We start from the raw sequence: 13,023 nt of genomic DNA on the forward strand, positions 1-13,023 counted from the left end.
TCATCGCCGTCGCCAGGAAGCTGCTCACGGTCCTCAATGCCATGATGCGAGACCGAAAGCCGTACCTGCAGACCAAATCAACATAACAGTTGCCGGCTTTCGCCGGGACGACGGTGGGATATGTTTACGGCATCGGGATTCCCAATTCCTTCAGCGCGGCCATCATGCGCGCTGGCGGCTGCATCGGGATCACCATGGCCTTGCCGGTCTCCACGAGGCTCTTCAGGCTGGAGAGGATCGCCGGCCAGCCGGTGCGGCCGCCCGACAGGATGTCGTCGCTGATCGGACGGTCATGCGATTGCAGCAGCGTCAGCTTCACGCCGTCGCCGGCCGGCTCGATCTCCCAGGTGACGAGCGTCGGTCCGAGCTTTTCGACCAGCTGCGGCCAGTTGACGTTGAAGGTCACGGTCAGACGCTTCAGGGGATCGCACTCGATCACCTCGCCGGAGATGTGCAGCGCGCCGTCCGGCGTGCGCACGACGTAGGCGCCGCCGAGGCGAAGATCGACCTCGACCGCGTTGCCGGAGAAATACTGCCGGCTGAGTTCGGCAGTGGTCAAAGCCTGCCACACCTTCTCGGGCGCGGCGGCGATGTAGATCGCGTAGACGATCGCCGGTTTGAATTTTTCGATGTTCATGTCCGTTCGCACCCGTCGATAGATTTTCATTGTCATTCGAAGCCGTCGATCCCGAGCGCGGCCGGCGGGATCGTGACCGCCTTGCCGGTCTCGAGCAGGCTCTTGAGTCCCGACAGGATCGCCGGCCAGCCCTTGGAAATGCCGTCGAGCAGCTTGCTGCCCGCGCCGAAGCCCTCATGGGTCACGGTCAGCTTCACGATCTTGCCATGAGCTTCGAGCGTGAAGACCACCCTGGTTGCCGGCTCCTTGCGCATGTCCTCGTCGAGCACGTGCTTGAAGGTGTAGGCGAGGCGCCGCGGCCGGTCGGCCTCGAGGATCTCGCCGGTGTCGGTGGTCTTGCCGCCCATCACCAGCGCGAGCGGCGAGCCGACCTTCCAGTCCGATTGCAGCTCGGTGTCGAACCAGTATTGCCGCGTGAACGTGCTCTTGGTCAGCGCGTCCCACAGTTTGTCCGGGGTGGTCTCGATGTAGGTGACGTAGGCGAATTCGGGCTTAGGCATGGTAGGCCTCCCTCGCGCCGCTGGTGAGCAGGTCGGCCGGCAGTTCGCGCCCGGTCTCCAGGAAGCTCTTCAGGCTTGCGATCACCATCGGCCAGCCGCCGGAGATGTCGCGCAGCGTCTTCGGACCCAGATTATCATGCGTCACGGTCAGCTTGACCACTCCGCCGTGGGGTTCGATGTCGAAGGTCACGCGCGAGACCTGTTCGCGCTCGACGCCTTCCTTCACCACATCCCAGCTGTAGGCGAGCTTTTTCGAGGGATCGGCGATCAGCACCTCGCCCTGCACGCTGCGGCGGCCGTCCTTGGTGAGGTGGTAGGGGGAGCCGATCTTCCAGTCGGAGCTGACGCGATAGCCGAACCAGAAGCGTTCGGTGAAATCGCTCGATGTCAGCGCATGCCACAGTTTGTCGGCGGTGGTCTCGATATAGGTGACGTAGACGTAGTCCGGTTTACTCATCACGCTTCTCCAATTGTCTTTTCAACTCGCTCAGCGCGGCGAGTTTCCCGCGCTCGAACTTCCTGATCCACCGCTCGCCGATCTGATGGATCGGAACCGGGTTGAGATAGTGCAGCTTCTCGCGGCCATGCTTGATCGTGGTGACGAGGTTGGCCTCCTCGAGAATCACAAGGTGCTTGGTGACGGCCTGACGCGTCATGTCGAGACCGTCGCAGAGCTCACCGAGCGTCTGCCCGTTCTGATCGTGAAGCCGGTCAAGCAGCGTTCGCCGTGAGGCATCCGCGAGGGCTTTGAAGACTTCATCCATGGGTCGGATAATAGGCAACCAAATGGTTGCATGTCAAGAGCGTGTGTTTGGAGGCCGGCAGCGCCGTGCTAGCCTCGCCGGCAGCCAACGCAGATTGGTGTGGAACATTGGGTGGTGCGCATGGGTGGTCGCGTTACGGCAGCTTGCTGCACGTTGTTTCTTGTCCTGTTCGCGAATGGTGCGAGCGCCCGGCAGAAGATCGGCGACCCGCCCGAAGCATCCAACATGAGGCTGGTTGGAACCAGCGATTTGCAGGCCCGCAGCGCCTATCAGCCGACCATCCATCATCAGGGCGACAAATGGATCGCCTATATCGGCCATCACGGCGGCACCGACGACATTCCCGATCCCGTCAACCCGATGACCGGCAAGGCCGAGCCGAACGGCACCTCGATCGTCGACGTCACCGATCCCGCGCATCCGAAATATCTGCGGCACATTCCCGGACAGGAAGGCAAGTATGAATCCGGCGGCGCGCAGATGGTGCGGATCTGCGACGGCAAGGATCTGCCGAAGGGCGATCGCAACGCGGTCTACATGCTGCGCACCTTCGGCAGCGAGGCGCATGAAATCTGGAACGTCGCCGATCCTGCCAATCCGGTGCTCGTCACCCGGATCGGCGGGCTGAAGGACACGCACAAGAGTTTTTGGGAATGCGGCACCGGCATCGCCTTCCTGGTGTCGGGCGCGCCGGACTGGCGCACGCGGCGCATGACGCAGGTCTATGATCTCTCCGATCCCGCGCAGCCAAAGAAGATCAGGGATTTCGGCCTGCCCGGGCAGGAGCCGGGTGCGACCGGCGCGGTGCCGACCGAACTGCACGGGCCGATCTCGACCGGGCCGCAGGGCAATCGCGTCTACTTCGGCTACGGCACCAACAAGGGCGGCTTCCTGCAGATCGTCGATCGCGACAAGCTGCTGAACGGACCGAAGCAGCCGACGACGGACAATCTGAAATTTCCGGAGATCGCGCGGATGCCGCTGTCGGCGATGAACGGCGCGCATACGGTGTTTCCGATACCCGGTATGCCGATCGCCGAGTTCGCCCATGACAAGGACGGCAAGAGCCGCGACATCGTGATGATCGTCGACGAGGCGATCCAGAACGAATGCGGCGAGGCGCGCCAGATGGTGTGGTTCGCCGACGTCACCACCGAGGCGCGGCCGATGCTGATCTCAAGCTACACGGTGCCCGAAGCCTCCGGCGCGTTCTGCGAGCGGGGCGGCCGGTTCGGGTCGCATTCGTCGAACGAGAGCATGGCGCCGGTCTACTACAAGAAGCTGGCCTTTATCGCCTTCTTCAACGCCGGCGTCCGCGCGCTCGATATCCGCGATCCCTACCATCCGAGGGAAGTGGGTTACTTCATTCCCTCCATCACGGCGGCGACCGACAAGCGCTGCGTCACGATCGACGGCAAGGACCGCTGCAAGGTCGCGATCCAGACCAACAATGTCGAGACCGACGAGCGCGGCTACATCTATGCGGTCGACCGCGCCAACACCGGCCTCCACATCCTCGAACTGACCGGCGCGGCGCGCGCCGTCGCCGGTCTGCCGTGAGCGCGCGATGATGCGCTCATGGCCGGCCACAGCGGCGATGTTCCTGGCGCTCGGCGGGCTCTCCGCCGTTGCCGGCTACGAGATGGCGCCGCCGGGCGCGGCCGCGTGGCGTGAAATCGCCTGGCCGTTCCAGCGCGACGGCTGGCCCGCCGGCCGCGCCTTCCGCTGCGGCGCGGCGGAGTGCGGTGGCGACGTCGAGGTTTATCTCAGGCCGAAACTCGGCTTCTGCAACTGCGACAGCGGCGTCGCCGATGACGACGAGGTCGATCGCGTCGCCGATGTCGACATGATCAGCCCGCGCTTTGTGCCGCTGAAGGCGGGCGATGCCGTTGCCGTCGCCGACATGCCGGGGCGGATCAGGGTCTATGATCTCGAGATGCCCGAGGAGAAGCACACTGCGATCGGCATCGCGGTGTCGCATCGCTGCGACCTGATGGCGGTCGCGGCGCAGGGCAGGGGAGATGCCGCAGGGGTGCAGCGGGCGACGTTGAAGTTTCTGGAGTCGCGAGAGATCAGAGCATGGATGATTACGGCAATGGAGGGACATTGAGGAACCCGTCTCTCGCATGCGAAAATGGTGTCGTCACCCGCGAAAGCGGGTGACCCAGTATTCCAGAGACGCTGATGCTTAGCTGATGGGCCGCGGCGTACTGGATACCCCGCTTTCGCGGGGTATGACAGAGATGAGCAGGAGCCGCTTCCTCTTCGCCCGTCCTATGTGCATAATTCGGCTTCACCGTCAGTGAGCTCCTCATGTCCCTGCAAGCCTATTTCGCCTTCGTCGCCGCCTGCATCGCGCTGGCGCTGCTGCCTGGTCCGATCGTCACGATGGTGATCGCCAACGGGCTGCGCTACGGCACGCGCGCCGCGCTCACCAACGTGTTGGGTGCGCAGGTGGGACTTGCGATCGTGATCGGCACCGTCGCGGTCGGGTTGACCTCACTGATGGCGACGATGGGCTACTGGTTCGACTGGGTGCGCTTTGCCGGTGCCGCCTATCTGGTCTGGCTCGGCTTCAAGCTGATCCGCTCGCCGGTCGAGGGCGTCAGCACCGACGACACGCCGCCGCCGCCGCGCGGCGGCTTCTTCCTGCAGGGCTTTCTGGTGCTGCTTTCGAACCCGAAGGTGCTGGTGTTCTTCGGCGCCTTCATCCCGCAGTTCATGGATATGGACAAGCCGCACGTCCCGCAGGTGGCGCTGCTCGGCCTCACCTTCATGGCGACCGCCGTGCTGACCGACGCCGCCTACGCCTTGGCGGCCGGCCGCGCCCGCAAGTTCTTCTCCAAGGAGCGGACCCGGTTGATGTCGCGCATATCAGGCGGCTTCATGATCGGCGGCGGCATCTGGCTGGCGCTGACCCGGGCGCGCTGAAGCCGCCGGGCGATAGGCTCAAAATCGTCGCCGACAAGGCCACGATTCCCCGGCGTCGGCAAACTTCGCAGACGTTTGCTCTAGCCCGGAGGCCGTCGGCCATGCTTTGATCCGCGACGGAAGCTAACCCATCGTCTGGGAGCAGGGCCTTGACCACCGATAGCGTGGATCGGCGTCTGGCAGCGGTTCTGGCGGCGGATGTCGCCGGCTACAGCCGGCTGATGGGAATCGACGAGGAAGGCACCCTGGCCAGGCTGAAGTCGGTCAGGCGGATGCTGCTCGATCCGACGCTGGCTGCGCATCGCGGCCGCGTCGTCAAAACGACCGGCGACGGAATACTCGTTGAATTCGCCAGCGCCGTCGATGCGGTGCGCAGCGCCGTTGAAGTTCAGCGTCGAATGGCCGATCAGAATGCTGGCGTACCAACGGAGCAGCTGCTCGAATTCCGAATCGGAATCCACATCGGCGACATCATTTTTGATGACAACGACATCTTTGGCGATGGCGTCAACATCGCAGCTCGCCTGGAGGGGATTGCCGAACCGGGTGGCGTTTGCATTTCCGACGACGCGCAACGGCAAGTTCGCGGCAAGGTCGATGCGACCTTCGAGGACTTGGGGCCGCAGCTTCTGAAGAATATTGCGGAGCCAATTCGTGCTTGGAGGCTTCGCGTTGGCGCCGCCTGCGCAGCGGCCACGGTCGCGAAACCCGCCTTCACCGCTCCGGCCTCCCCGCCCGCGCTTGCCGAGAAGGCCTCCATCGCGGTGCTGCCGTTCCAGAATATGAGCGGCGATGCGGAGCAGGAATACTTTGCCGACGGCGTCGTCGAGGACATCATTACGGCGCTATCGCGCTTCAGATCGTTGTTCGTGATCGCGCGCAATTCAAGCTTCACCTACAAGGGAAAGCCCGTCGACATCAAGCAGGTCGGGCGCGAACTCGGTGTGCGATACGTGCTCGAAGGTTCGGTGCGTAAGTCGAGCGGCCGTGTTCGGATCACCGCGCAACTGATCGAGGCCGGCAGCGGTGCGCATCTCTGGGCAGACAGGTTCGACGGTGAGCTGAAGGACGTGTTCGACCTGCAGGACCAGGTCACCGCAAATGTTGTCAGCGTGATAGCGCCAAAAATCCAGCAGAGCGAGATCGAACGAACCCGAACCAAGCCGACTGACCGTCTCGACAGCTACGATCTCTTTCTGAGAGGCATTGCGGCCTATGCAGACCGCTCCAAGTGGGGCGACGCCGAACTGGGCGAGTGGTTCAACAAGGCCTGCGCGCTTGATCCCAATTATGCGGCCGCTCAGATCATGCTGGCCTATTCGTCACTGCTGAAACAGACCACGCGCGGTACGCCCCCCGGCGCGGAGGAGTTGGCTGAGGCGCTGCGGATCGCCGAGCTCGCCTGCGCGCTGGCCAGCGACGATCCGTTCGTGCTGGCGCGCGCGGCTCACATGTTTGCCTATCTCGGCCACGACTACGATCGCGCTGAGACCATGATCGAAGAGGCGATCTCGCTCAATTCGAATGATGCTGCGGCGTGGGGATATCGCGGCTGGATTTCGCTCATGTGCGTCCAGCCGGCACGCGCGATCGAAAGTTTTGAGCACAGACTCCGGCTCAGCCCGATCGATCCCGGGCGGGCGTCGATGTGGAACGGAATCAGTTTCGCGCATTTCATGCTCGGCCAGTATGAGCAGGGCCGTGCGGCCGCCGCCAAGGCGCTGGTGATCGGCGAAGACGCACACACGCTCAGCGCGTTGATCATGAATGAGGTCGGCTCGGGGCGCCTCGACGAGGCACGCGTCATCGCCGGCCGCCTGCTCAAGCTGCGGCCCGATTTCCGCGCGTCCTACGCGCGGCAGAATTTTCCGACCAGGAGCGTCGAATGGGGCGACCGCATGGTCGCCGTGCTGTGTGAGGCCGGCATTCCGGCGTAGGAATTCCTGGATCTATGCATTCCAGACGCGACGTTGCCTCGAGGCCGCGAATGGGCGCTTGATGCTACGCCACGATCCGCTCGACGACGTCGCGCACCAGGCCGGTCAGCAGCTCGAGCTTGTATCCGGTCATCGGCAGCGGCCTGGCTCCCGAGGTCGCCAGTTCGGCGGCCTGCGCGATGGTCGCCGCGTTAATCTGCTTGCCCTGCAGCGCCGCCGCGGACGCGGTCAGCCGCAGCGGGACCGGGGCGATGCCGCCGGCGGCGATGTGGGCCTGCTGGAACGCGCCGCCGGATATCACCGCCCGCACGCAGATCTCGACCAGCGGCCATTCCGCATGCGTCCGGCTGATGGCGCGCTTGTACAGCGCGCGCTCACCGGCCAGCGGGACGGGAAGCTCGATCCGCTCGATCCGTTCGCCCAGTGCGAGCAGATTGTCGGCCGCGCCGTTGCTGCCGTCGCCGAGCAGGTCGGAGATCGACAATTGGCTGCGCCGGTCGGTGGCGACCTTCGCATCATAGGCGAGCAGCGCCATCGCCATCGTCGACGGATGCGGCGCGACGCATGGACCGAGATCGAATGCGACGTGATAGAGATGGTTGCCGGATCGCGCCGGGCAGTCGGCGCCGCCCTTCTTGAGACAGGCGATCTGCGGATTGCGGAAATACCAGCAGCGCGAGCGCTGGGCGAGGTTGCCGCCGAGCGTTGCCATGTGCCGGATCTGCGGCGTGGCGAGGCCCTGCGCTGCGGCGGCGATGCCGGGGTAAGCCTCGGCGAGCCGCGGATCGGATGCGATCGCCGCGATCGTGGTCAGGGCGCCGATGCGGGCCGAGCCGTCCGCATTCCACGTAACACCGATCGTGTCGGGACTGGCGGCGAGATCGATGATCGCGCCGCACGACAGGCCGCTGCGGCGACGCTCCGACAGATCGGTGCCGGCGGCGCGGAATTCGGGCGCGGAGATGACGTCTGCAGTTGCGACACTCATGCGGCATCCCTCCCTTTCAGCGCGGCGACGATGCGATCGGGCCTGATCGGAATCTCGGTGAGGCGGACGCCGATCGCGTTGTGGATCGCGTTGGCGACAGCGGCCGAGGTCGGCACCGTCGACGCCTCGCCGATGCCGACGCTGTTGCCGAGCACATGGTCGAAGCCGGCTTCGTCGAAATGGACGTCGATTTCCGGCGTGTCGGCGATCCCCGGGATGCGGTAGTCCTCCATTCCCGCGGTCAGGACGTCGCCGCTGCTCGGATCAAGCTCGCGTGCCTCGTAGAGTGCGTAGCCGAGGCCCTGGATCACCGCGCCGCAAGCCTGGCTGCGCGCCAGCGCGGGGGAAGCGATCCTGCCGACCGCGATGCCGGTATGCACGTTGAGCACGCGGACATGGCCGAGCCAGGTGTCGACCTCGACCTCGATCACCTGCACCGAGCTCGGCACGCCGGCGCCGACCGCGATGTTCGAGAAGCGGCGCATCATCCAGCCGAACACCATGCCCATCAGGCCGACTTCGCGCAGCGGCGAGCGGATGCCGGGCGCGGTGTTCTTGCCGTCCTCGCCGCGCGTCTCCACCACCGCGATGTCGGGCGAGCGCGCGATCAGCTCGCGCCAGGGCGCGTTCGAGCCGGGCGCCGGCTTTCTTGTGGCCTGTTCGAGCATCGCGGCCTTCAGCTTCCGCACCGCCTGCAGCGTCGGCGGCATCACCGAGGCGGTGACGCGGCTGCCGCCGGAGCCGGGGCCTTCGGGCAGCGACGAATCGCCGATCCGCACATCGATGTCGCCGGGTTCGAGATCGAACTCGCGCGCGATCGCGTCGGCAAGCACGCTGCGGGTGCCGGTGCCGATGTCCTGCGTCGCCGTGCTGGCAACGATGCGGCCGCCCTTGACCGCGACCTCGACCTTCACCTTGGGCTGCCAGAGATAGAGCCAGTAGCCCGTCGCGACCCCGATGCCGCGGCGGTAGCGCCCGTTCTGCGCCGGTTTGCGGTTGCGCCAGATCTCGAGCCCGGATGCCCAATCGTAGAGCCGCTGCCGGTTGGGATCGGGATCCCACTTCTTGCGCAAGGCGATCGGATCGACGTTGAGCCGCAGCGCGGCCTCGTCGATCGATTGCTCCACGGCGAATGCCATCGGCGGACCGCCGGGGCCGCGGAAGGCGGCGCCGGGCGGCAGATTGCTGATGACGTCGAAATCCGAAAGATCCTTCGCCTCGGCCGGATAGATCAGCCGTGCCAGGCCCGCGATGGTCGAGTTGGTCGCGGCGCCGGTATCGGCATGCGCGGTGACCGAGAGCGCCTTCAGGCCGCCCTGGTCGGAGGGCAGCAGCGCGACCTTCAACTCCGCAGCCGGCCGATAGCCGGCGACCGAGAGTTCTTCCTGGCGATCATAGGCGACCCGCACCGGCGCTTTCGCCGCGCGGGCGAGCTCGATCGCGGCGATCGCCTCGGTGCCGAGGCTCGCCTTCGACCCGAAGCCGCCGCCGACGTGGTCGGCGATCACGCGGACCTTGTCGTGATCGAGCTTGTAGCGCTTGGCGATCTGCTCCTTCAGGTGAAACACCTGCTGGGTCGAGGCGTGCAGGGTCAGCCGGTCGCCGTCGAAGCGCGCCACTGCGGCGTGGGGCTCGAGACAAGCATGCTGCTGCGTGGCGGTGCGGAAGGTGGCTTCGACGAGTAGCTTGTTGCTGGCCTGGCGCGCCTCGTCCACCCAGTTGCGGGCCTTCTTGGCGCGGGTCGAGAACACCGCGGTCGGCCCGCGGATGTTCTGCTTCCAGGGCGCCGGCCCGCCGGCCGCTTCCGAGACGTTGCCGGCCCGCTTGCGGCTCGCCTTGTCGAACACCACGGGCGCATCATCCTTGCGTCCGGCGTCGAGCCCGACCACGGCGGGCAGGCGCTCGCTGGTCAGCTTGATCGCGGCCAGCGCGGCCAGCGCCGTCTTGCGGTCCGGAGCTGCAACCGCCGCAATCGGCTCGCCGACATAGCGCACGACACGGTCGTCGCCGAGCAGCGACACCGCACTAACGCCGGGGACCGCGCGCGCCGGCGCGAGATCGAGCGTGGTGATCCGCGCATGCGCCTCGCGCGAGCGCAGGATCAGGCCTTCGAGCTGGCCGTCATGATGGATGTCGACGGTGTATTTCGCCGCGCCCGTCACCTTGTCGCGCGCCTCGATGCGGGGCGCCGTGACATGATCGCCGTCGAAGCGGCCGGCGCAGGCGTCCGCCACCGCACGGAAAATCCCGTCATAGGCGCCGCAGCGGCAGAGATGGCCCGACAGCGCCGCGCCGATCTCCTCGCGCGACGGCACCGCCGTTCCCCTGGTGGCGCGCCAGCGGTCGCAGAATGCGGTCGCTTCCACGATGAAGCCGGGGGTGCAGAAGCCGCATTGCAACGCGTCATGCGCCATGAACGCCTTCTGCACCGGATGCAGCCCGGACGCGGCGATGGCTTCCACCGTTGTCACCGATTTGCCGGCGGCGGCGTGCGCCGGCATCAGGCAGCTTGCGACCGGCGCGCCGTCGACCAGCACGGTGCAGGCGCCGCAAACGCCGGCGCCGCAGACGAGCTTGGTGCCGGTGAGCTTGAGCTGGTCGCGCACGATGTCGATCAAGAGCGCATCGGGATCATCGGGCAGGGATTCGACGCGGCCATTAACGGTCGTCGTGCTCATGGATGTCCTCCGCTTGTCCTGCGTGTCGGCCTTTTGGGGATTGCCGCCTTCTTGACGGGCGGCTTCTGCGATTTCGGCATGGGTTTCGGTAGCGCGCCGGCGCAGAGCGTCCGCACCATGATCGCCATGTCCTTCAAAAACGCATCCGACGGCTGCATCGCCGGATATTGCGACTTCGCTGCGTACATCGCCATTTCGACCAGCCGCGCGAATTCGGCCGGCGTCAGGTCTTGCGGCAGCGCGAGCTGTTGCTTGCGCACGACCCGCGTGATCGTCGCGACCATGCGTTCCGCATAGCGCGCGGCGTAGGTCTGGTAGAGGTCGCGCGCGTGCACGAGGTGCTCGGAATACAATTCCTCGAGATGCGGCGAGCCGTCCAGCGAGCCGATCATGGTCGACATCCGCGCGGTCATGCCCGCGGCGAGGATGTCGCCGAGATCGCCGCCCGCGGTCTCGGCCGCGGCAACGGCGGTCTCCTCGGCCGCGATCGCGGATTCATGCACGCGCTCGATCACGGCGCGGAACAGCGCTTCCTTGGATTCGAAGTGGTGATAGAGCGCCTGCCGCGTCAGGCCGGCCGCCTCGGCGACCAGTTCGATCGAGGAGCGGCGAAAGCCGTGCCGGCGGAACACCAGCATGGTGGCATCGAGAATGCGGGTTTTCGGTCCCATTTGACGATTTTGACAAATATCGAAAAACTGTCAAATCGCGATTTGGTGAGGAGGTGGTGCTGGGGCTTGATCACCATTCCGCGAGGCCGCCGCGCAGCCCGCGCCGGTGTGAACCGCCTTGCGAATGGTCGCGTCGAAGAAACGTGGAGCTCCAAAGATGACCTTCTCGTCCGGAGCTTGCGAGGATACGCACATGACCCAGGTCTACTTCCATTGCTCGACCACGCACGGGGTGCTGATGGATCGCCGCGGCACCTCGGTGACCAGCCTCTCGGAGGCCTGCGAGGCGGCGACGTGCATGATGCGATCGCTGGTCGCAACGGTCAGCCTGGAAGACTGGCGCGACTGGGTCGTGCATGTCAGCGACGAGTCCGGCGACGAGATCGTGATCCTGTCCTTCGCATCCGTGCTCGGCAAGCCGCACTGAGAGGGCGCCATGCTGTCACCGCACGCATCATTGCTCCTTCTGCGCGACGGCTGGAACGCGATCACGACAGGCTTGCTGAATCTGATCGCGCGAATTCGCGATCCCTACCGGCCCGAGCTGCACTACATGCGCGGACCGGGCCCCAAATGGCATGCGAAGCATGCCGTGCGAGCCGCGGCGGCCGGTTGAACGCGGACCTGTTCAGCTCTCGCTTCTCGCCGGGCGATGCATCTCGCGCCGCCACGCCGCCGGGCTGACGCCGACCACGGCGGAAAACACCCGCGTGAAGTGGCTTTGATTGGCGAAGCCGGCCGAAATCGCGATCTCGGACAGCGACAGGTCGCGCGCCGCCATCAGCTGCTTGGCCACCTTCAGGCGCTGCTGAAGCAGCCATTGGTGCGGCGGCAGGCCGGTGGAGATGCGGAAGGCGCGCGAAAAATGGCCGACCGACAGATCGAGCTCGGCCGCGATCTGCTTCAGCGAAATCTTCCCGCTGAGGTCCGACTCGAGCTTTTCGCAGGCGCGGTTGATCTGCCAGGCGGCGAGGCCGCCGCGGCTCGGTCCGGTCGGGTGTTGTATTCCGCCATAGGTGCGGGTGACGTGTGCGGTCAGCGCCAGCATCATGTGATCGATGAACAGCTGGTTGGTCTCGTCCGGCCGGCGCAGTCCCTCGCGCAGCAGCGCCCCGACATGGCGAATGACGCCGTCGTCGTGACCGTCGCCGATTTCGCAGGCCAGTTCGCCGATGCGCGGCGCGCCTGTCTGTTCGGCGAAATCAGTGAGCGCCGAGCGCGGCAGATAGAAGAACAGCGAGTGGAACGGCTTGTCGATCACGTAGCGCGGATCGCGTTTGAGATCGTAGAGATAGGTCGCGCCCGCGGGGATATCCCGCTTCATGAGGCACTTGCCGCCCTCCCACAATTCGCAGTCCGGATAATCGTGCAGCTTCAGGCTGACCAGAAAGGCATCCTCGGCGGTGAGCGATCCGGACAGCCCGGGCACCGGGTTGTCGTCCCGGGTTTCGGTGACCGCGAGTTCGGCGCTGCGCAGCGTGCGCGTGATCAGCGCCGGCGGCGTATCCTTCAGGCGCAGGAATTGCCCGAGCCGCTGCCCGTAGGCGCCCGCCTGTGTCATGTGCGTTGAGTCCATCATTGATGCGCAGCCGGGCAGGGACCTGTCAGTCATCCTTCGAAGCCGTCACTCATTATCCGGGATTGCTGCGGCGCAGTCCAGTTTGCTCACGCAATCATGAACGATCTGCCGGCCGATCGCGGCCCAGCGATTCCAGAACGATTTCAATCGCCTTGGTTCGATCGGCCGTACCCGACGCAGAAATGTCGCAGCGCTGCGCTTGGCGCAGAATTGGGCAAAGCATGGCCGTTTCAGGAAAGACAGCCGAACTGCACGGCGCTTAGGTCCGGCGGGCAGTTCCGCGCCTCATCGGTCCCACAGACCGGCCCGCAAGGAGAGAGCGCATGAGCCTTCAAACG

At 65.6% G+C, this 13,023-nt stretch carries 14 protein-coding genes; 6 read left to right on the forward strand and 8 right to left on the reverse strand.

The window, feature by feature from the left end; all coding sequences use genetic code 11:
* Positions 1-124: 124 nt before the first annotated feature.
* From QJT82_RS35685 to QJT82_RS35700, 4 genes are read right to left on the reverse strand one after another with little or no spacing between them, the layout of a single operon-like run.
* A complete protein-coding gene (locus QJT82_RS35685) occupies positions 125-637 on the reverse strand; it encodes an SRPBCC family protein (RefSeq protein WP_028343390.1) in 513 nt (170 codons plus the stop codon).
* Between the two features lie 32 nt (positions 638-669).
* Positions 670-1,137, reverse strand: coding sequence for an SRPBCC family protein (locus tag QJT82_RS35690; protein WP_028343391.1), 468 nt, complete (start codon positions 1,135-1,137; stop codon positions 670-672).
* Complete coding sequence (locus tag QJT82_RS35695) at positions 1,130-1,594, reverse strand: SRPBCC family protein (RefSeq protein ID WP_028343392.1); 465 nt, start codon at positions 1,592-1,594, stop codon at positions 1,130-1,132. The genes QJT82_RS35690 and QJT82_RS35695 overlap by 8 nt, the downstream gene beginning before the upstream one ends.
* Entirely contained in the window at positions 1,587-1,901 is a 315-nt protein-coding gene (locus QJT82_RS35700) for a metalloregulator ArsR/SmtB family transcription factor (protein ID WP_028343393.1), read from the reverse strand. The genes QJT82_RS35695 and QJT82_RS35700 overlap by 8 nt, the downstream gene beginning before the upstream one ends.
* A gap of 120 nt (positions 1,902-2,021) precedes the next feature.
* On the opposite strand from QJT82_RS35700, the gene QJT82_RS35705 reads away from it, so the two are divergent.
* The 4 genes from QJT82_RS35705 (at position 2,022) to QJT82_RS35720 (ending at position 6,769) form a co-directional block, all read left to right on the forward strand.
* The gene (locus QJT82_RS35705; RefSeq protein ID WP_051448072.1) at positions 2,022-3,461 is read left to right on the forward strand and encodes a hypothetical protein; all 1,440 of its coding nucleotides are present in this window, start codon (positions 2,022-2,024) and stop codon (positions 3,459-3,461) included.
* A gap of 7 nt (positions 3,462-3,468) precedes the next feature.
* Complete coding sequence (locus QJT82_RS35710; protein ID WP_028343395.1) at positions 3,469-4,011, forward strand: hypothetical protein; 543 nt, start codon at positions 3,469-3,471, stop codon at positions 4,009-4,011.
* A 203-nt stretch (positions 4,012-4,214) separates the two neighbouring features.
* Complete coding sequence (locus tag QJT82_RS35715) at positions 4,215-4,832, forward strand: LysE family translocator (protein WP_028333127.1); 618 nt, start codon at positions 4,215-4,217, stop codon at positions 4,830-4,832.
* A gap of 149 nt (positions 4,833-4,981) precedes the next feature.
* Positions 4,982-6,769: an adenylate/guanylate cyclase domain-containing protein gene (locus QJT82_RS35720; protein WP_245288848.1), complete on the forward strand. Its 1,788-nt coding sequence runs from the start codon at positions 4,982-4,984 to the stop codon at positions 6,767-6,769.
* A 64-nt stretch (positions 6,770-6,833) separates the two neighbouring features.
* Here the strand turns inward: QJT82_RS35720 and QJT82_RS35725 are convergent, their stop codons facing one another.
* The 3 genes from QJT82_RS35725 to QJT82_RS35735 are packed head-to-tail and all read right to left on the reverse strand — an operon-like array spanning position 6,834 to position 11,106.
* Entirely contained in the window at positions 6,834-7,757 is a 924-nt protein-coding gene (locus QJT82_RS35725; RefSeq protein ID WP_028343397.1) for an FAD binding domain-containing protein, read from the reverse strand.
* Positions 7,754-10,435, reverse strand: a complete 2,682-nt coding sequence (locus QJT82_RS35730; protein ID WP_028343398.1) for a molybdopterin-dependent oxidoreductase — start codon at positions 10,433-10,435, stop codon at positions 7,754-7,756. The genes QJT82_RS35725 and QJT82_RS35730 overlap by 4 nt, the downstream gene beginning before the upstream one ends.
* Positions 10,432-11,106 (reverse strand): TetR/AcrR family transcriptional regulator, encoded by a 675-nt coding sequence (locus QJT82_RS35735; protein WP_028343399.1) that lies wholly within the window; start codon positions 11,104-11,106, stop codon positions 10,432-10,434. Before QJT82_RS35735 ends, QJT82_RS35730 begins: the two co-directional genes overlap by 4 nt.
* A gap of 193 nt (positions 11,107-11,299) precedes the next feature.
* Between QJT82_RS35735 and QJT82_RS35740 the strand changes: the two genes are divergently transcribed.
* Both QJT82_RS35740 and QJT82_RS35745 read left to right on the forward strand, forming a co-directional pair.
* A complete protein-coding gene (locus tag QJT82_RS35740) occupies positions 11,300-11,533 on the forward strand; it encodes a hypothetical protein (RefSeq protein ID WP_028343400.1) in 234 nt (77 codons plus the stop codon).
* Positions 11,534-11,542: 9 nt separating this feature from the next.
* Positions 11,543-11,722, forward strand: coding sequence for a hypothetical protein (locus QJT82_RS35745; protein ID WP_028343401.1), 180 nt, complete (start codon positions 11,543-11,545; stop codon positions 11,720-11,722).
* Positions 11,723-11,734: 12 nt separating this feature from the next.
* Here the strand turns inward: QJT82_RS35745 and QJT82_RS35750 are convergent, their stop codons facing one another.
* Positions 11,735-12,667: an AraC family transcriptional regulator gene (locus tag QJT82_RS35750; RefSeq protein WP_035632714.1), complete on the reverse strand. Its 933-nt coding sequence runs from the start codon at positions 12,665-12,667 to the stop codon at positions 11,735-11,737.
* Positions 12,668-13,023 lie beyond the last annotated feature (356 nt).

The organism is Bradyrhizobium sp. Mp19 (assembly GCF_029952935.1).
Taxonomy (GTDB): domain Bacteria; phylum Pseudomonadota; class Alphaproteobacteria; order Rhizobiales; family Xanthobacteraceae; genus Bradyrhizobium; species Bradyrhizobium elkanii.